Source organism: Bradyrhizobium sp. IC4060, from assembly GCF_020193715.1.
Lineage (GTDB): Bacteria > Pseudomonadota > Alphaproteobacteria > Rhizobiales > Xanthobacteraceae > Bradyrhizobium > Bradyrhizobium yuanmingense.
Genome location: NZ_JADYVJ010000002.1, coordinates 458,300 through 475,674, shown reverse-complemented (window position 1 = coordinate 475,674; position 17,375 = coordinate 458,300). Strand labels below are relative to the sequence as shown.

Here is a 17,375-nt window from a genome sequence, read left to right as displayed (position 1 = left end):
CGGCAAGTTGCTCCCGCACAACGGGACAGGTTGCAATGACCCTTCTTACGAAGGGCTGGAGGAGATTCGCATGTCAATCGGCACGATCATTCTGATCATCTTGATCATCGCCCTGCTCGGCGGCTTCAGCGGCATCGGCGGCGGGCCGTTCTATGGCACCGGCTATTACGGCGGCGGCGGCCTCGGGCTTGTCATCGTCATTCTGCTGATCCTGATCCTGATGGGAAGGATCTAGTACTGGCTCCGTAGGGTGGGCTAAGGCGCAACGCGCCGAGCCCACCACTTCGCACGAACGAAACAAGGTGGTGGGCACGCTCCGCTTTGCCCACCCTACGACACCCGCCTTCCCCGCAACAGCGGCAGACCTACTTCACCTTCCCCGCCAGCTTCTTCATCGCGGCCTTGATCGACACGGCTGCATCCTCATACCCCTCCCATGCCTTCGATCGCGCCAGCAGGGCCGGCACGGTGCGCAGCGTATAGCGCTTGGGATCGAGGTCGCTCTTCACCTGCGCCCAGGTCACCGGCATCGAGACCGTGGCCCCGGCGCGCGCTCGGGGCGACAACGGGGCCACCGCCGTCGACATGCGGTCGTTGCGCAGATAATCCAGGAAGATCTTTCCCTTGCGCAGCTTCTTCGACATGTTGAGCAGATAGCGCTCGGGATCGTCGTCCGCCATCCACTGGCAGACGCCTTGGGCAAACGCCTTGGCCTCCTTCCAGCTCACCTTGTCGCGCGCGCCATGGAGCAGCGGCACCACGACGTGAAGGCCCTTGCCGCCGGTGGTCTTGCAGAAGCTCTCCATGCCGATATCAGCGAGCCGCTGCCGCATCTCCTTGGCGGCCTCGACAACGTCGGGAAAGTCCACGTCAGGGGCGGGATCGAGATCGAACACCAGGCGGCCCGGGGTGTCATAGGCATAGGGCGCGCAATTCCAGGGATGCAGCTCGACGCCGCCGATCTGCGCCACCGCGGCGAGCCCCTCGATCCGGTCGATCTGAAGATACGGCTTGCGGTCGCCGGAGACCCGCGCGAGCTCCAGAAGGTTCGACGTTCCCTGCATCGCATGGCGCTGAAAGAAGCATTCGCCCTTGATGCCGTCGGGCGCGCGGATCAGCGAGCACGGCCGGCCCTTGAGATGCACGATCAACCATTCGCCGACAGCTTCGAGGTAGCGGGCAAGGTCCAGCTTGGTGACGGCGCCACCATCGCCGTCATCCGGCCAGAGCGGCTTGTCCGGCTTGGAGATGACGACGCCCATGACCTCGGCATTTTGAGCGGTCTGCTTCGCTCGCCCGCCCGCCTTCGCGCGCGCCGACTTCCTGGTTTTGGGCTCGGCGAGCTCGGTGTCGACGGGCGTCTCGGCCTCGACCTCCTCGGCCGCCTTGTCCTGCCGCAAGCCCTTGAAGGCCGCCTGGCGAATATTGCCGTCGGCCGTGAAGCCCGCGAACTCGATTTCGGCGACGAGCTCGGGCTTCAGCCAATGCACGTCCCGCGTCTTCTTCGGCGCGTTCTTGCCGCCGAACGGGCTTTCCTTGCTCTCAATCGCCTTCAGCGCCGGCATGATCCGCTTGACTTTATCAGCGCCAAAGCCGGTACCGACCATGCCGACGAACGCGAGATGATCGCCGCGCTGCACGCCTGCCATCAGGGAGCGGAATTTGCCGTTGGTGGTCTTGTAACCGCCGATCACCACTTCGTGGCCGGCGCGGCATTTCGATTTGACCCAGCTCTCGGTGCGCCCCGAACGATACGGCGCGTTCAGCTTCTTCGACACCACCCCTTCGAGCTCGAGCTTGCAGGCCGATTGCAGCACCGCATCGCCGCCGCTCTCGAAATGCTCGACATAGCGGATCTGAGTCGATTTCCGCTTGCGCGCTTCCAGCAGCTTCTTGAGCTGCGCCTTGCGCTCCCCAAGCGGCAGCCGACGGTAGTCCTGCCCTTCCGCGAAGAGCAGATCGAAGGCGAAGAAGATCAGGTCGTCGGTCTTGCCATCGGACAGCGCAGCTTGCAGCGAGGAGAAGTTCGGCGCGCCGTTATGGTCGAGCGCGACGATCTCGCCGTCGATCATCACGTCCGGCAGCGCGGCGGCTTCCTCGGCGATGGAGGCGAACTTGCTGGTCCAGTCGAGACCCTTGCGCGTCTTCAGCGTCGCCTCGCCGTCCTCGACCCGGAGCTGGACGCGATAGCCGTCGAACTTGATCTCGTGGCACCAGCCCTCGTCTCCGGGCGGCCGCTCGACCAGCGTGCAGAGCTGCGGCGCAACGAAATCCGGCATCGCCGACACCGTCTTGGCCCTCGTCGCGGTCGCGGCACTTTTCTTCGCCGCTTTGCCGCGCTTCAACGCGGTGCGCGGCGCCGGCTTCACCGTACGCCCTTTGGTCTCCTCGGCACGATTGGACTGCCAGACCGCGTCGGCCTTGCCCTTGGTCCCCTTCGCCAGCATGAACGGCTTCGGCGCGCGGCCCTTTCCCTCCGCGATCTGTTCCATCGCCCGGCCCGAGGCGACGGACTTGTCCTGCTCGAGAATATCGTTGTCCGCGCCTTCGCGGACATACTCGTCACGATGCTTGATCAAGAGCCAGTTGGTCCGCTTCTCGCCACCGCGGTTGCGCATCCGCACCAAGACCCAGCTTCCCTGCAGCTTGTCGCCATGGAGCGTGAACTTCAGGTCGCCTTTCTTGAAGCCGGCTTCCGGATCGTCCGATTCCCAGGTGCCGCGGTCCCACAACATCACGGTGCCGCCGCCGTACTGGCCTTCCGGAATCGTGCCTTCGAAATCGCCGTAATCGAGCGGATGGTCCTCGACTTCGACGGCCAGCCGCTTGTCGTGGGGATCAAGCGAAGGCCCCTTCGTCACCGCCCAGGACTTGAACACGCCGTCGAATTCGAGCCGGAGGTCGTAGTGCAGCCGGGTCGCATCATGCTTCTGGATGACGAAGCGCCGCTGTTTCGATGGCGCCACGGCGGTCTTGCCCGAAGGCTCCGGCGTCTTCTCGAAGTCCCGCTTCTGTCGGTAGGTGGAGAGTTTCTGCAGCACGTCCAGTCCCGCTTCTCGTTCGGCACTTGAAGCCTATCACGGCGAAAGTCCCGCCCGGAACCAAAACCCGATGGGACGGTTGGGGTTCCAAAACGCCTTGAAAACGCTGGAGAATGGAATGGCCCCGCGCGCCTACTGGAAGGGAACGTTGAAGCTGTCGCTGGTCAGTTGCCCGGTCGTGCTCTATCCGGCGACCACCGCGGCCGAGAAGACGCGGTTTCACCTGATCAACCGCGAGACCGGGAACCGGCTCAAGCAGCAGATGATCGATTCCGAGACCGGCGACGTCGTCGAGAGCGACCAGAAGGGCCGCGGCTACGAAGTGCGCAAGGGCAAATACGTCGAGATCGAACCGGAGGAGCTCGAGGCAGTCCAGATCGAGAGCAATCACACCATCGACATCGAGAGCTTCGTGCCGCGCGAGGAGATCGACCAGCGCTTCCTCAACCACCCCTACTACATCGCCCCCGACGGCAAGGCCGCGGTCGACGCCTTCGCGGTGATCCGCGACGCCATGAAGGACCAGGAGCGCGTGGCGCTCGCTAAGATCGTTCTGACCAATCGCGAGCACGTCATGGCGATCGAGCCGCGCGGCAAGGGCCTGCTCGGCACCACGCTGCGCTTCCCTTACGAGCTGCGCGAGGAGGACCAGTTCTTCGACGACATCAAGAGCCCGAAGATCACCAAGGACATGGTCGAGCTCGCCGGCCACATCCTGCAGACCAAGGCGGCGCATTTCGATCCCAGCAAGTTCAAGGACGAATACGAGGACGCGTTGAAGGCCCTGGTGAAGCGCAAGGCCAGCGGCAAGAAGATCGAGCTGCCCGAGCCCGAGGAACGGCCGAGCAACGTCGTCAGCCTGATGGACGCACTGAAGCAGAGCCTGAAGGGACGCGGCGGGAAGAAGTCGGCGGCGAAGTCGCACGCGCGGCGCGCGACCGGACGGCACCGCAGCGCGAAGAAGGCGCACCGGTCGACGGCAAGGCACAGGAAGGCGGGTTAGCTCGTCATTCCGGGGGCGATGCGAAGCATCGAGCCCGGAATCCATCGTGCCAAGCGCGACGGGCAGAGAAATGGATTCCGGCCCGCGCCAACGGGCGCGTCCCGGAATGACAGCCGGGGTCTATTCCCCCGCCTTCAGCCGATACCCGATCCCCGTCTCCGTCAGCACGTATTGCGGCCGCTCCGGATCGGCTTCGATCTTCTGGCGAAGCTGACGGACATAGACGCGTAGATATTGCGCGTCGGTCAATTCGTCCCACAGCTCCTTCAGCAGGAAGCGGTGGGTAAGCACCTTGCCGGCGTGCTGCACCAGCACCCGCAACAGGTCATATTCCTTCGGCGAGAGCTTCACCTCGCGCTCCCCGACCTTGACGATGCGGCGGACGAGATCGACCGAGAGATCGCCGGTGCGGAACACCGGGCGTTCGCCCTTGACCTGAAGCTGGTGACGCAGCGCGGCGCGCAGGCGCGCCAGCAGCTCCTCCATGCCGAACGGCTTGGTGAGATAATCGTCGGCGCCGAGATCGAGCGCCTGGACCTTGCCGGCTTCGTCGCCGCGGCTCGACAGCACCACGATCGGCACGCCGTCGTTGCGGGCGCGGATGGTGCGGAGCAGCTCATGGCCCTGAACGTCGGGCAGGCCGAGATCCAGGATGATCAGCGCCGGCTCCTCGCCAAGTTTCTCCAGCGCCGTCTTGCCGTTCGGCGCTTCCAGGATTTCGTAGCCCTGGGTCGTCAGCCCCATTCGCAGCAATTTGCGGATCGGCGGCTCGTCGTCGATGACCAGGACCTTGATCGGAGCAGCGCTCATGCGGCGGTATCCAATGCGTGGCTCTCTGCCGGAACCGGCAGGCGAATGGTGAGGACCGCGCCGCTCCGCTCGCTGCGATTGGCGGCGGAGATCGTGCCGCGCATCGCCTCGACGAAGCCGCGCGAGATGGCAAGCCCGAGCCCGGTGCCGGGACGGACGTGATCGCCCTTCTGCACGCGATAGAACTTGTCGAACACGCTCTCGAGCTCGTCCGGTGGAATGCCGGCGCCCTCGTCGACGACCTCGAGCACGACATGAGCGCTGTCGCGCCGGCCGCGGATCGAGATCGTGGTTTCGGGGGGCGCGTATTTCGCGGCATTGTCAAGCAGGTTGAACAGCACCTGCTCGAACAGCACGGCGTCGAGCTGGAGCATCGGCAGATCGGCGGCCAGCACCAGCTCGACCTTGTGGCGGCTGAGGATCTTGCTGGCGCGCCGGAGCGCGCTGCCGACGATCTCGCTGAGATCGTGCAGCGCTGTGTTGGGCACGATGGCGCCGGATTCGAGCTTGGTCATGTCGAGCAGATTGGCGATGAAGCGGTTGAGCCGCTCGGATTCGTCGATCACGGTGGCGAGCAAATCGCGCTTCTCGGTGTCCGAGAGCGCGCCGGCGAGATCGCGCATGGTGGAGGCCGCCCCTAACACCGAGGCGAGCGGCGTCTTCAGATCGTGCGAGATCGAGGTCAACAGCGCCGAGCGCAGCCGCTCGGATTCGACGGTGCGCTTGACGCGGTCCATGTCCTCGACCAGCAGCACACGCTCGATCGCGAGCGCGCCCTGGTCGACCAGCGCATCGAGTAGCCGCCGCTGGTCCGGCGTCAGCAGCGGGCCGGTGCGATCGTTGTCGATGCCGATCACACCGATTGGGCCCCGCCCGGTGCGCATCGGCAGAAACAGCCGCTTGGCGCCCGGCAAGGTATCCGAGCCGCGACCGGCGGGACGATCGTTGCTCCAGGCCCAGTTGGCGGCGGCAAGATCGGCCTGGTCAAGCTCGTCCTCGGGCGGATAGCCTGATTTCACCGTCAGCAGGCCTTCATCCGGCAACAGCAGCACCACGCGGACCTTCAGCATCAATGCGGTCTGGTAGGCACTGGCCCACAAGACGTCGTCCAGCGTGGCAGTACCGGCGAGCTTGCGGCTGAAGGCATAGAGCTGCTCGGTCATCCTGATCCGGCCGATCGCGGTGTCGGCCTGGATGCGCACGCGCGCCGCGACATTGGAGACGATCATCGCCACCACCATGAACAGCACGAAAGCGGCGACATTGGTCGGGTCGGTGATCGTGAAGGTGTAGATCGGCGGGATGAAGAAGAAATTGTAGCAGAGCGAAGCCGCCACCGTGGCCAACAGCGAGGGCCACAGGCCGTAGCGCACGGCAACTGCGACGACCGAGGTCAGCAGCACGAGATCGACGTTCTCGATACCGAAATAGGGCTGGATCAGCTTGGCAGCGCCGAGACCCACTAGCACGATCCCAAGCGCCTTGAGAAAAGGCAAGGAATCGAACGGCTCGGATCGTGCGGCGGTCTGCACCGCCATCTTGGGCGCGGCCTCTCCGGAAAGCTCGCTGCCGGGGATGACGTGAACGCTGATATTGCCCGCACGGCGCACCAGATCGTGCACGACCGAGCCGCGCGTCATCTCGAACCAGCGCGAGCGCGTCGACTTGCCGATCACGATCTGGGTGACGTTGTTGCCGTGCGCGAAACCGATGAGATCGTCAGCGATGCGGCGGCCGACGGCGGGAATGGTCAAGGCTTCGCCGCCGAGCGATTCCGCGAGCCGCAGCGTATCGGCCAGTCGATCCCGCTCCTCGTCGGACAATTGCAGCGATCGCCGCGTCTCGATCGAAATCGCGGTGAACGGCGCATGCAGCCGGTCGGCCAATCGCTTGGTGTAGCGCACGAGGCCGGCCGCGCGCGGGTCCTCGCTGACGCAGACCAGGATGCGCTCACCCGCGGCCCAGGGCCCCGGAATCGCATTCGCCTGCATGTGGTTGAGCAGCTGCTCGTCGACCCGCTCGGCGGTGCGCCGCAGTGCGAGCTCGCGCAGCGCCGTGAGATTGCCTGGCGAGAAATAATGCTCCAGCGCCCGCTCGGCCTGCTTGGGCACATAGACCTTGCCCTCCTTCAGGCGCTGGATCAGGTCGTCGGGCGTGAGGTCGATCAGCTCGATCGCGTCGGCGCGGTCGAACACCGAATCCGGCACGGTCTCGCGCACCCGGACATGGGTGATCTGGGCAACGACGTCGTTCAGGCTCTCGATGTGCTGGATGTTGACGGCGGTATAGACGTCGATGCCGTGCGAGAGCAGCTCCTCGACGTCGAGATAGCGCTTGGGATGGCGGCTTCCGGATGCATTGGTGTGGGCGAGCTCGTCGACCAGCGCAATCTGCGGCCGCCGCGCGATCACCGCGTCGAGGTCCATCTCCTCGACGATCTGGCCGCGGTAGTCCAGCCTCTTGCGCGGGACCACTTCGAGGCCGCGCAGCAGCGCCTCGGTCTCGGCACGGCCATGGGTCTCGACGAAACCGACCACGACATCGATGCCGGCCTTGCGCTTGGCCTGGGCGCTTTGCAGCATCTCATAGGTCTTGCCGACGCCGGGAGCGGCGCCGACGAAGATCTTCAGCCTGCCGCTCGCACCCTCCTCCCGGCGCGCCGCTTCCAGCAGGGCCTCCGGTGACGGACGTTGTTCGGGATCGCGGCGCTCTCGGACCATCTTGCCAGTATAATCATCCGTACATTGCCAGCCTAGACGGCTACTTCGCGGCGATCCGATCGAGCGCGAGGTTCAGCGCCAGAACGTTGACCCTGGGCTCGCCGAGGAAGCCGAGCAGACGGCCTTCGGTGTTGGCGGCCACGAGCTGCCTGACCTGACCGTCCGGCAGATTGCGCGCCTTCGCCACGCGCGGCACCTGGAATTGCGCGGCTTCCGGCGAAATGTCGGGGTCGAGGCCGCTGGCCGACGTCGTCACCAGGTCGACCGGCACCGAGGCGTTCGGATTCTCGCGCCTGAGCTTGTCCACATCTTCCTTCAGCCGGTCGGCCAGCGCCCTGCTGGTCGGCCCGAGATTGGAGCCGCCCGAATTGGCGGCGTTGTAGGGCGCGGGCACCGTCTTGGTCGAATCGTTCGGGTCCGGCGCGAGCGTCGCCGAGGGGCGGCCGTGGAAGTACTTGTCGTCCTTGAACTCCTGCCCGATCAGGGCGGAGCCAATCACCTTGCCGTCTTTCTCGATCAGGCTGCCTTGCGCCTGCACGGGAAACAGCGCGCCGGCAATGCCGGTCATGGCGAGCGGATAGGCAAGGCCCGTGATGGCGGTGAGCGCCAGCAAGAGGACGATGGCGGGGCGGATTTCTCTGAGCATGTTGGGTCTCCTATGTCTTCCGTCATTGCGAGCGAAGCGAAGCAATCCAGGGTCTTTCCACGGAGGCAGTTTGGATTGCTTCGTCGGAAGAGCTCCTCGCAATGACCGGTTATGCCAAATGCAAGGCGGTCACCGCGAGATCGATCGCTTTGATGCCGATGAAGGGAATGACGATGCCGCCGAGCCCGTAGATCAGGAGGTTGCGGCGGAGCAGCGCGCCGGCACCGACGGCGCGATAGGCGACGCCCTTCAGCGCGAGCGGGATCAGCGCGATGATGACGAGCGCGTTGAAGATGATCGCCGACAGGATGGCGCTCTGCGGGCTCGACAGGTTCATGACGTTGAGCACGTTGAGCTGAGGGTAGAACGCCAGGAACATCGCCGGGATGATCGCAAAATACTTGGCGACGTCGTTGGCGATCGAGAACGTCGTCAGCGCACCGCGCGTCATCAGGAGCTGCTTGCCGATCTCGACCACCTCGATCAGCTTGGTCGGGTTGGAGTCGAGATCGACCATGTTGCCGGCCTCGCGGGCGGCTTGCGTGCCGGTGTTCATGGCGACGCCGACGTCGGCCTGGGCGAGCGCCGGCGCGTCGTTGGTGCCGTCGCCGCACATCGCCACCAGCTTGCCCTTGGCCTGCTCGTCACGGATCAGCTTGAGCTTGTCCTCGGGCGTTGCCTGCGCCAGGAAATCGTCGACGCCGGCTTCCGCGGCGATGGCGGCCGCCGTCATCGGGTTGTCGCCGGTGATCATGATGGTGCGGATGCCCATGCGGCGCAGCTCGGCGAAGCGTTCGCGGATGCCGCCCTTGACGATGTCCTTGAGCTGGACGATGCCGAGCAGCTTGCCGTCCTTCGCGACCGCCAGCGGCGTGCCGCCCGATTTGGAGACCTCGTCGGCAATGGCGCTGATCTCGCGGCCCGCCTCGGATAGGGCCGCGGGCTGCATCGCCCGTGCCGCAGTACCGGAGGAGATCGCGGTCGGCGCCCTGCCGGCGATATAATTGAGGATGGCATCGACCGCGCCCTTTCGAACCGACGAGCCGCCGGCGTCGACGCCGCTCATGCGGGTCTGCGCCGTGAACGGAACGAAGGTCGCGCCAAGCTCGGCCATATCGCGGCCGCGGATGCCGTACTTCTCCTTGGCCAGCACGACAATGGAGCGGCCTTCCGGCGTCTCGTCCGCCAGCGAGGCGAGCTGGGCGGCATCCGCCAGGTCCTGCTCGGCGACGCCGCGCACGGGACGGAAGGCGGTCGCCTGCCGGTTGCCGAGCGTGATGGTGCCGGTCTTGTCGAGCAGCAGCGTGTCGACGTCGCCGGCGGCCTCGACCGCGCGGCCCGACATCGCCAGCACATTGAAGCGCACCAGGCGGTCCATGCCGGCGATGCCGATCGCCGACAACAGCGCACCGATCGTGGTCGGGATCAGCGTCACGAACAGGGCCACCAGCACGACCACCGAGATCGAGCCGCCGGCATAGGCGGCGTAGCTCGGGATCGTCACGGTGGCGAACACGAAGATGATGGTGAGGCCGGCGAGCAGGATGTTGAGCGCGATCTCGTTCGGCGTCTTCTGCCGCTCGGCGCCCTCGACCAGCTTGATCATGCGGTCGATGAAGGTCGATCCCTGCGCGGCGGTGATGCGCACCCGGATCCAGTCCGACAGCACCTGCGTGCCGCCCGTCACCGCCGAACGGTCGCCGCCGGATTCGCGGATCACGGGCGCGGACTCGCCGGTGATGGCGGCCTCGTTGACGGAGGCGACGCCCTCGACCACCTCGCCGTCCGAGGGAATGGTGTCGCCGGCCTCGACCAACACGAGATCGCCGACCTTCAGGCTCGTGCCTGACACGAGCTTGTAGTCCCGGCCCGCGCCGCTCAGGAGCTTGGCCTGGCTCTCGGTGCGGGTCTTGCGCAGTGTCTCGGCCTGCGCCTTGCCACGGCCCTCGGCCACGGCTTCGGCGAGATTGGCGAACAGCACGGTGAACCACAGCCAGAGGATGATCTGGAAGGTGAAGCCGAGATTCTCCCCGCCGGTGACGAGGTCGCGCAGGAAGATCACGGTCGTGAGCGCGGCCACGATCTCGACCACGAACATCACAGGGTTCTTGATCATGGCGCGCGGATCGAGCTTGGTGAAGGCAGCGCCGATCGCTGGCATCACGATCTTCGGATCCAGCATCGCCGAGACCGGCATGCGCTTGTTGGATTTGTGGACAGGTTCCATGGAGGTCACTCCGAAAAGCGAGATCAGAAGACGTTGCCGGCGTTCATTGCGAGATGCTCGACGATGGGGCCGAGTGCGAGCGCCGGGAAGAAGGTCAGGCCGCCCATGATCAGGATGACGCCGACGACGAGGCCGACGAACAGGCCTCCGGTGGTCGGGAAAGTGCCCATCGACGGCGGGATCGACTTCTTGGCCGCGAGCGAGCCTGCGATCGCCATCGCCGGCACGATCATGAAGAAGCGGCCGACGAACATCGCGGATGCGCCCGTCAGGTTGTAGAACGGGGTGTTGCCGGTCAGGCCGGCGAAGGCGGAGCCGTTGTTGGCGGTCTGCGACGTATAGGCGTAGAGCACTTCCGAGAAGCCGTGCGGGCCCGCATTCGCCATCGAGGCAACGCCGGTGGGAAGCACGACCGCGACGGCCGACCAGCCCAGGATCATCAGCGGCAGGATCAGGATCGCGAGCATCGCCATCTTGACCTCGCGGGCCTCGATCTTCTTGCCGACATATTCCGGCGTACGGCCGACCATCAGGCCTGCGACGAAGATCGCGAGAACGACGAACAGCAGCATGCCGTATAGGCCGGCGCCGACGCCGCCGACGATGATCTCCCCTAGCTCCATGTTGATCAGCGGGATCATGCCGCCGAGCGCGGTGAAGCTGTCGTGCATGGCGTTCACGGCACCGCAGGACGCGGCGGTGGTGATCACCGCAAACAGCGAGGACGCAACGATGCCGAAGCGGACTTCCTTGCCCTCCATGTTGCCGCCGGTCAGGCCGAGCGCATGCAGGGTCGTGGTGCCGCTGGCTTCAGCCCAATAGCAAACGGCGACGCCTGCGACGAACAGCACGCCCATCACCGCGAGGATCGCCCAGCCCTGGCGCTGGTTGCCGACCATGCGGCCGAACACGTTGGTGAGCGCCGCGCCGAGCACGAAGATCGACAGCATCTGCACGAAATTCGACAGCGCGGTCGGGTTCTCGAAGGGGTGAGCGGCATTGGCATTGAAGAAGCCGCCGCCATTGGTCCCGAGCATCTTGATCGCGACCTGCGAGGCGACCGGGCCGACCGCGATGGTCTGCTTGGCGCCCTCGAGCGTGGTCGCTTCGACGTAGTCGCCAAGCGTTTGCGGGATGCCCTGCCAGACCAGGAACAGAGTGAACACGACGCAGATCGGCAGCAGGATATAAAGCGTGCAGCGGGTCACATCGACCCAGAAGTTGCCGATTGTGCGCATGGACGCGCGGGCAAAGCCGCGGATCAGGGCAACGGCGAGCACGATGCCGGTGGCCGCCGACAGGAAATTCTGGTGCGTCAGGCCGACCATCTGGGTCAGATAGGACAGCGTGCTCTCGCCGCCGTAGTTCTGCCAGTTGGTATTGGTGATGAAGGAGATCGCGGTGTTGAAGGACAGATCCTCGGCGACCGCGGATTGGCCGGCTGGATTGAACGGCAGCACGGCCTGCAGCCGCATCAGGCCGTAGATGATGAGGAAGCCACCGACATGAAACAGCAGCATCGCGACCGTGTAGGTCAGCCAGTGCTGCTCGCGCTTCTCGTCGATGCCGGAGATCCAATAGATGCCGGCCTCGATCGGCCGCAGGACGGGCGACAGGAAGGTGCGCTCGCCGTTGAACACGCGCGTCATGTACCAGCCGAGCGGCTTGGTCAGCGCGACCACGATCGCGCAATAAAGAATGATCTGGAACCAACCGATCACAGTCATGGCATTAACCCTTCAGGCTTTTGGTCCGGCGCAAAAGCGGCAGGAGCAGCGCGAGCAGGCCCGCGACGAGCGCAGCGTCGGCCAGCAGCAATTTTGCGAGCAGCAACACGGCTCAGAACCGCTCGGGCCGCAGCAGTGCATAGGTGAGATAGATCAGGAGGCCGAACGAGACGGCGCCGGCGAGCGCATAATCGAAGATCATGGCCCGCTCCCTCACAGCCGTTCGCAGGCATAGGTGTAGCCGATCGCGAGGGCAAAGAAGAAGAAGCCCAGCGCCAGCATCAAAAGGTCCATCATGGCGATACTCCTTAGGAGAGACGATGTCCGGCATAGCCCGTCTCTGGATCCCGGCGGGCCGCTTGCTGCGATCGAGCGCGGCACGGGCGGGAACTTCACCGCGCTGAAGTGCCACCGCGCCCATAGGTTTTCGAGATGAGACCTATGGCGACGTTATAGGAATCTCATAAAGGCCGGCCCGTCCCGGCGCAGGGCTCGCGCCTGAGAGCTTTCCCCGCAGCCATCCTTCGAGACGCCCGCTTGGGCGGGCTCCTCAGGATGAGGGCGGAGTGCGCGGCCATAGTTTCAGCGGGCACTGACGCCGATGAGCCTCATCCTGAGGAGGCCGCTTATGGAATCCTTATATCTCTCACCCGAACCCTCTCTCGTTTTCAAATGCCCTCCAGGCCATCTTGGCGAGGCCGGCCGACTGACCGACGCCAATTCCAGGAGGCCTGATATGACCGCTCTCCACCCGCTCGATCTCCCCTCGCTCGCCGAGCAGCTGCGCAAGGCCCATTCAATGACGCGGCCGCTGATGCTCGACATCATCGGTCGCGCCTGCCGACGCTTGCCGTCGCTGGGCCGGAGCGAACGCTCAGCCCGCGTCGTGCGCCTGATCGATGCGGAAGCCTGGGCCGATGCGGCGCTGGCGCTGCTGGAGCTCGAGCTGCCGATGTGGCAGGTCCGCCGCATCGCCTACGATGACGGCGAGTGGCATTGCGCGCTGTCGCGCGAGCGCGAGCTGCCGGACTGGCTGGATTCCGCGGTCGATGCGCGCCATGCCGACCTCGCGCTCTCTCTGTTGTCGGCCTTCGTCGAAGTCCGAACGCTGGCCATCGAAGTGTCGCGGCCGAGCGTTCCGTCGGTGCGCCCTATGCTGGATCCGCTTTACGAACCGGTCGCCTGCCACAATTCCCGCTAGACGCATCTGAAAGGACACGAGAAATGCCGACGCCGATTCTCGGCTTTGAGCGACCCCGTCTGAGGGCTGAACAGCAGTTGCCCATATCGAAGCTGCGCAAAGCTCGACTCGAGCGTATCGCCCTGCATGGGTTGGCCATGCTGTCGATGGGCAGCGTGCTCACCGCGCTGATCGCGCTGAGGACCGCAATCCATATCTGGCATCTCCAGGCCTGACCGGCATTGCGGACGTGATGATCTTTCGCGGCCTCAGCGGCTAGCTCCTCACCTCCGCCTCGATCAGTCGCGCCAGCTCCGACGCGGTGACCTCGATCGGCCGGCCGCTGCGCTCGACGCGGGCCTGGATCAGCGCGCCCTGGAGCGCCGACGTGCAGAGCACCGCCAGCGCCTCCGCCCGCGGCCTGGCAAACCCGTCGGCGACGAGCTTGTCACGCAGGATCGATAGCCGTGCCGCATAGGCCTTGCGACCGGCCTCCGACACGGCGCGCTCGCGCGGCGCCAGCTCGAGCAGCACGGTCGTGATCGGGCAGCCATTGCGGAAGCCGGAGCCCTGCATCCAGCCTGCCAGCAGTCTGGCGTGGGCGCGCAAGAGCTCGCCGGTCGAGCCGCACTCTGCCGCGAGCTCGGCGACCGTCGCCGCGACGCGGCGGCCCGCCTCCTCCACCGCCGCCACCGCGATCGAGGATTTTCCGTCCGGAAAGTAATGATAGAGCGACCCCTTCGGCGCGCCGCTGACGTCGACGATGTCGTTGAGGCCGGTGCGGGCAAATCCCTGGCGGCGGAATAGCGTCACCGCGGCATTGATGATGGGCTGACGGTGCTTCGGCACGGCCGGCATGGCACTCTCCTCCGCTCGGAAATTATATTGATTGGTCTACATCAGCCTCCGACAGTCAAGGCATGACAATGACGGAGAGAGGCAGATGCCTGAGAGAGTGACCTATGAACTGAACGACGGCGTGGCGCGGATCGGGCTCGACGACGGCAAGGTCAACGTGATGTCGGCCGCGATGCTGGGCGAGATCGGCGCCGCCTTCGACCGCGCCGAGACGGAGGCGGAGATCGTGGTGCTGCGCTCGGGCCGGCCAGGCATCTTTTCCGCGGGCTTCGATCTGAAAGTGTTCGCCTCGGGCGATGCTGCCAAGAGCCTGGAGATGGTCCGGGCCGGCGCCGAGCTTGCGCTGCGGCTGATGTCGTTTCCACATCCGACCATCGGCGTGATGGAGGGCCATGCTTACCCGATGGGAACGTTCCTGCTGCTCGCCTGCGACGTCAGGCTGGGCGCGCGCGGACCGCACCGCATGGGGCTGAACGAGGTGGCGATCGGCATCGCGCCTCCCAGCTTTGCCATCGAGCTCGCGCGCAGCCGGCTGCATCCGGCCTGGCTCAGCCGTACCGTCACGCTTGGCGAGATGTACGAACCCGGGGAGGCGCAGACGGCCGGCTTTCTCGATCGCGTGGTTACACCTGAGATGGTCGACGCCACGATCGAGACGATCATCACCGGCCTGCGCGCCATCCACAAGCCGTCGCATGCCACGGCAAAGCGGCGCCTGCGCCGGGGAGCCATGGACGCCATGCGCGCGGCGATCGATCGCGAGCTGACCATGGCTGCCTATGAGGCAAGCAACCGCGCGCGCAGCGCAGTCGCGCTGCCCGGTTGAGGTCGGCTATCCCGCGGAAAAGGCGTTGCCTAAAACTACCTGGCCGATCTGGCGCAGTTTCACGGAACCGTGTAGAGCGGTTTCATGAGCACAGGCAATGTCAACGTCGTCGCCCACCCCCTGGTCCAGCACAAGCTCTCCCTGATGCGGGAGAAGGACCGCTCGACCAAGAGCTTTCGCGAGATCCTGAACGAGATCGGGATGCTGCTGGCCTACGAGGTGACGCGCGACCTGCCGCTGGAGCTGGTGGACATCGAGACGCCGATCGCGCCGATGCAGGCACCCAAGATCGCCGGCAAGAAGCTCACGCTGGCGCCGATCCTGCGCGCCGGCGTCGGCTTTCTCGACGGCATGCTGGCGCTGATGCCTTCGGCGCGCATCGCCCATATCGGGCTCTACCGCGACCCCGAGACGTTGCAGGCCGTGGAATATTACTTCAAGGCGCCGCAGGACCTGTCCGACCGCACCGTGATCCTGATGGACCCGATGCTGGCGACCGGCAACTCGGCCTGCGCCGGCGCGTCCCTGCTCAAGGCGCGCGGCGCCCGCGACATCCGCTTCGTCTGCCTCCTGGCCGCGCCCGAGGGCATCGCCAAGTTCCAGAGCGAGCATCCCGACGTGCCGATCTGGACCGCCGCGATCGACGAGCGGCTCAACGACCACGGCTATATCGTGCCAGGCCTGGGCGACGCCGGCGACCGGATGTTCGGCACCAAGTAGACAGGTTTGCACGACCGGGTTAGTCCGATGGCCATGAGTGCCAACGATTTTTCGCTGCAATCGCTGCTCCGGATCAAGACCGCCGCCGACCCTGCCCTGGTATTCGACGGCAAGGCCGTCGCTCGCGCGGAATTCTCGGCGAAGATCGAGCAGACCGCCGCCTGGCTAGCCGCGCAAGGCATCGGCAAGGGCGACGTCGTTGCGGTCTGGCTGGTCAACCGGGTCGAATGGCTGACACTGCTGTTCGCCGCCGCACGGCTCGGTGCGGTCGCCGCCGCCGTCAACACGCGCTACCGCAGCGCGGAAGTCGCGCACCTGCTCAAGCTGTCAGGCGCGAAGCTCATGGTGGTCGAGGCGGCATTCCGCGCGATCGACTTTGCCGCCATCCTCGCCGATGTCGCCGAGGCCGAGGTGCCCGCGCTGGAACGGCTGGCGGTGGTCGGCGCGGATGCGATCCCCGCACGCTGGCCCTGCGTGCGGTTCGATGCGTTCGAGACGACTTACCCTTCCCCTCCGCCGCGCCAGGATGATGTCGACCTGCCCGTGCTGCTCTACACCACGTCGGGCACGACCAAGGGGCCGAAGCTGGTCGCGCATTCGCAGCGGACGCTGGCGACGCACGCCGCCTCCGTCGCCCACGCGCTCCAGCTCGATCCCCACCGTCATTCGTTGCTGGCGATGCTGCCGTTCTGCGGCACCTTCGGCATGACGAGCCTGCTCGGTTTCCTCGCGAGCGGTGCGACCATTCATGTGCTCGATGCCTTCGACGCAGCGCCGGCGCTGCAGATCCTCAGCACGGAGCGCATTACGCATTCCTTCGGTTCGGACGAGATGTTCCGGCGCATCCTCGCCCTCACCGATGCGCCACACCCGTTTCCGCATCTCGAAGTCTGCGGCTTCGCCGCGTTCCAACCCGGCTGGCGCGAGCTGGCTGTGGAAGCCGAAGCGCGCGGCATGAAGCTGTTCGGCCTCTACGGTTCGAGCGAGGTGCAGGCGCTGTTCTCGATCGGCCGCCCCAGCGATGCCTTTGCCGATCGGATCGAGGGCGGCGGCTGGCCGATGTCGCCGGAGGCGAAAGTCCGCGTGCGCGATGTCGAGACCGGAGAACTTGCGGCCAGCGGCGTCTCCGGCGAGATCGAGATCAGCGCACCCTCGCGCTTCCTTGGCTATTTCAACAACCCGGAGGCAACGCGCGAGGCGATCACCGTCGACGGATTCTTCCGCACCGGCGACATCGGCCGGCTGCGCGGCGACGGGTCGTTCGTCTACGAGACTCGCGCCGGCGATGCGATGCGCCTCGGTGGCTTCCTGGTAGCGCCCGGGGAGATCGAGGACGAGCTCAAATCCTGCACCGGTGTCGCCGACGCCCAGGTCGTCGCCATCGATCTCAAGGGGCAGGCGCGCTGCGTCGCCTTCGTGATCCCGACAACGGAGCCGCCCATCCAGGAGACGCTGATCGCGCGTCTGCGCGAGCGGCTCGCCGGCTACAAGGTGCCGGCGCGGATCTATGTCGTGGACGCCTTCCCGGTGACCGACAGTGCCAATGGCGTGAAGATCCAGCGCGCCAGGCTTCGCGCCATGGCGATGGAGCGGATCGCCGCCGAATAGATTCGCTCA

Annotated in this window: 16 protein-coding genes; 7 read left to right on the top strand and 9 right to left on the bottom strand. The window is 65.7% G+C overall.

The annotated features are described in order from the left end of the window. The first annotated feature begins 70 nt into the window (after positions 1-70). Positions 71-235: a DUF3309 family protein gene (locus I6F16_RS09105; RefSeq protein WP_009798696.1), complete on the top strand. Its 165-nt coding sequence runs from the start codon at positions 71-73 to the stop codon at positions 233-235. A 130-nt stretch (positions 236-365) separates the two neighbouring features. Here the strand turns inward: I6F16_RS09105 and ligD are convergent, their stop codons facing one another. Then, entirely contained in the window at positions 366-3,041 is a 2,676-nt protein-coding gene (ligD, locus tag I6F16_RS09100) for a DNA ligase D (protein WP_225173623.1), read from the bottom strand. 118 nt (positions 3,042-3,159) lie between these two features. Between ligD and I6F16_RS09095 the strand changes: the two genes are divergently transcribed. Next, the gene (locus I6F16_RS09095; RefSeq protein ID WP_036027319.1) at positions 3,160-4,044 is read left to right on the top strand and encodes a Ku protein; all 885 of its coding nucleotides are present in this window, start codon (positions 3,160-3,162) and stop codon (positions 4,042-4,044) included. 120 nt (positions 4,045-4,164) lie between these two features. Here the strand turns inward: I6F16_RS09095 and I6F16_RS09090 are convergent, their stop codons facing one another. The 7 genes from I6F16_RS09090 to I6F16_RS09060 form a co-directional block, all read right to left on the bottom strand. Next, a complete protein-coding gene (locus I6F16_RS09090; RefSeq protein ID WP_109144771.1) occupies positions 4,165-4,854 on the bottom strand; it encodes a response regulator transcription factor in 690 nt (229 codons plus the stop codon). Continuing rightward, positions 4,851-7,574: a sensor histidine kinase KdpD gene (locus I6F16_RS09085; RefSeq protein WP_225112101.1), complete on the bottom strand. Its 2,724-nt coding sequence runs from the start codon at positions 7,572-7,574 to the stop codon at positions 4,851-4,853. The genes I6F16_RS09090 and I6F16_RS09085 overlap by 4 nt, the downstream gene beginning before the upstream one ends. A gap of 40 nt (positions 7,575-7,614) precedes the next feature. Continuing rightward, on the bottom strand, positions 7,615-8,220 hold the full coding sequence (locus I6F16_RS09080; protein ID WP_225112100.1) for a K(+)-transporting ATPase subunit C: 606 nt from the start codon (positions 8,218-8,220) through the stop codon (positions 7,615-7,617). Positions 8,221-8,329: 109 nt separating this feature from the next. Continuing rightward, complete coding sequence (gene kdpB, locus I6F16_RS09075) at positions 8,330-10,447, bottom strand: potassium-transporting ATPase subunit KdpB (protein WP_225112099.1); 2,118 nt, start codon at positions 10,445-10,447, stop codon at positions 8,330-8,332. Positions 10,448-10,470: 23 nt separating this feature from the next. After that, positions 10,471-12,174, bottom strand: a complete 1,704-nt coding sequence (kdpA, locus tag I6F16_RS09070) for a potassium-transporting ATPase subunit KdpA (protein ID WP_225112098.1) — start codon at positions 12,172-12,174, stop codon at positions 10,471-10,473. A 112-nt stretch (positions 12,175-12,286) separates the two neighbouring features. Next, positions 12,287-12,376, bottom strand: coding sequence for a K(+)-transporting ATPase subunit F (locus I6F16_RS09065; protein WP_035698142.1), 90 nt, complete (start codon positions 12,374-12,376; stop codon positions 12,287-12,289). Between the two features lie 11 nt (positions 12,377-12,387). Continuing rightward, positions 12,388-12,555, bottom strand: coding sequence for a hypothetical protein (locus tag I6F16_RS09060; protein WP_225112097.1), 168 nt, complete (start codon positions 12,553-12,555; stop codon positions 12,388-12,390). A 355-nt stretch (positions 12,556-12,910) separates the two neighbouring features. Between I6F16_RS09060 and I6F16_RS09055 the strand changes: the two genes are divergently transcribed. Beyond that, entirely contained in the window at positions 12,911-13,375 is a 465-nt protein-coding gene (locus tag I6F16_RS09055) for a hypothetical protein (protein ID WP_225112096.1), read from the top strand. A 23-nt stretch (positions 13,376-13,398) separates the two neighbouring features. Beyond that, positions 13,399-13,590 (top strand): hypothetical protein, encoded by a 192-nt coding sequence (locus tag I6F16_RS09050; RefSeq protein ID WP_036007210.1) that lies wholly within the window; start codon positions 13,399-13,401, stop codon positions 13,588-13,590. A gap of 40 nt (positions 13,591-13,630) precedes the next feature. On the opposite strand, the gene I6F16_RS09045 is transcribed toward I6F16_RS09050, so the two are convergent. Then, positions 13,631-14,212, bottom strand: a complete 582-nt coding sequence (locus tag I6F16_RS09045) for a TetR/AcrR family transcriptional regulator (RefSeq protein ID WP_036007209.1) — start codon at positions 14,210-14,212, stop codon at positions 13,631-13,633. Between the two features lie 85 nt (positions 14,213-14,297). Here I6F16_RS09045 and I6F16_RS09040 point away from each other — a divergent pair, with 85 nt between their 5' ends. The 3 genes from I6F16_RS09040 (at position 14,298) to I6F16_RS09030 (ending at position 17,366) form a co-directional block, all read left to right on the top strand. Further along, positions 14,298-15,038: a crotonase/enoyl-CoA hydratase family protein gene (locus tag I6F16_RS09040; protein ID WP_225112095.1), complete on the top strand. Its 741-nt coding sequence runs from the start codon at positions 14,298-14,300 to the stop codon at positions 15,036-15,038. A gap of 84 nt (positions 15,039-15,122) precedes the next feature. Beyond that, a complete protein-coding gene (upp, locus tag I6F16_RS09035; protein WP_036007202.1) occupies positions 15,123-15,758 on the top strand; it encodes a uracil phosphoribosyltransferase in 636 nt (211 codons plus the stop codon). A 33-nt stretch (positions 15,759-15,791) separates the two neighbouring features. Then, complete coding sequence (locus I6F16_RS09030) at positions 15,792-17,366, top strand: AMP-binding protein (protein WP_225151721.1); 1,575 nt, start codon at positions 15,792-15,794, stop codon at positions 17,364-17,366. Positions 17,367-17,375: the final 9 nt, after the last annotated feature.

Bases quoted from the DNA above. Each gene is read 5' to 3' on its own strand.
- I6F16_RS09105 (WP_009798696.1), top strand. From the start codon at position 71: ATGTCAATCGGCACGATCATTCTGATCATCTTGATCATCGCCCTGCTC.
- I6F16_RS09095 (WP_036027319.1), top strand. From the start codon at position 3,160: ATGGCCCCGCGCGCCTACTGGAAGGGAACGTTGAAGCTGTCGCTGGTC.
- I6F16_RS09090 (WP_109144771.1), bottom strand. From the start codon at position 4,854: ATGAGCGCTGCTCCGATCAAGGTCCTGGTCATCGACGACGAGCCGCCG.
- I6F16_RS09085 (WP_225112101.1), bottom strand. From the start codon at position 7,574: ATGGTCCGAGAGCGCCGCGATCCCGAACAACGTCCGTCACCGGAGGCC.
- I6F16_RS09080 (WP_225112100.1), bottom strand. From the start codon at position 8,220: ATGCTCAGAGAAATCCGCCCCGCCATCGTCCTCTTGCTGGCGCTCACC.
- kdpB (WP_225112099.1), bottom strand. From the start codon at position 10,447: ATGGAACCTGTCCACAAATCCAACAAGCGCATGCCGGTCTCGGCGATG.
- kdpA (WP_225112098.1), bottom strand. From the start codon at position 12,174: ATGACTGTGATCGGTTGGTTCCAGATCATTCTTTATTGCGCGATCGTG.
- I6F16_RS09065 (WP_035698142.1), bottom strand. From the start codon at position 12,376: ATGATCTTCGATTATGCGCTCGCCGGCGCCGTCTCGTTCGGCCTCCTG.
- I6F16_RS09055 (WP_225112096.1), top strand. From the start codon at position 12,911: ATGACCGCTCTCCACCCGCTCGATCTCCCCTCGCTCGCCGAGCAGCTG.
- I6F16_RS09050 (WP_036007210.1), top strand. From the start codon at position 13,399: ATGCCGACGCCGATTCTCGGCTTTGAGCGACCCCGTCTGAGGGCTGAA.
- I6F16_RS09045 (WP_036007209.1), bottom strand. From the start codon at position 14,212: ATGCCGGCCGTGCCGAAGCACCGTCAGCCCATCATCAATGCCGCGGTG.
- I6F16_RS09040 (WP_225112095.1), top strand. From the start codon at position 14,298: ATGCCTGAGAGAGTGACCTATGAACTGAACGACGGCGTGGCGCGGATC.
- upp (WP_036007202.1), top strand. From the start codon at position 15,123: ATGAGCACAGGCAATGTCAACGTCGTCGCCCACCCCCTGGTCCAGCAC.
- I6F16_RS09030 (WP_225151721.1), top strand. From the start codon at position 15,792: ATGAGTGCCAACGATTTTTCGCTGCAATCGCTGCTCCGGATCAAGACC.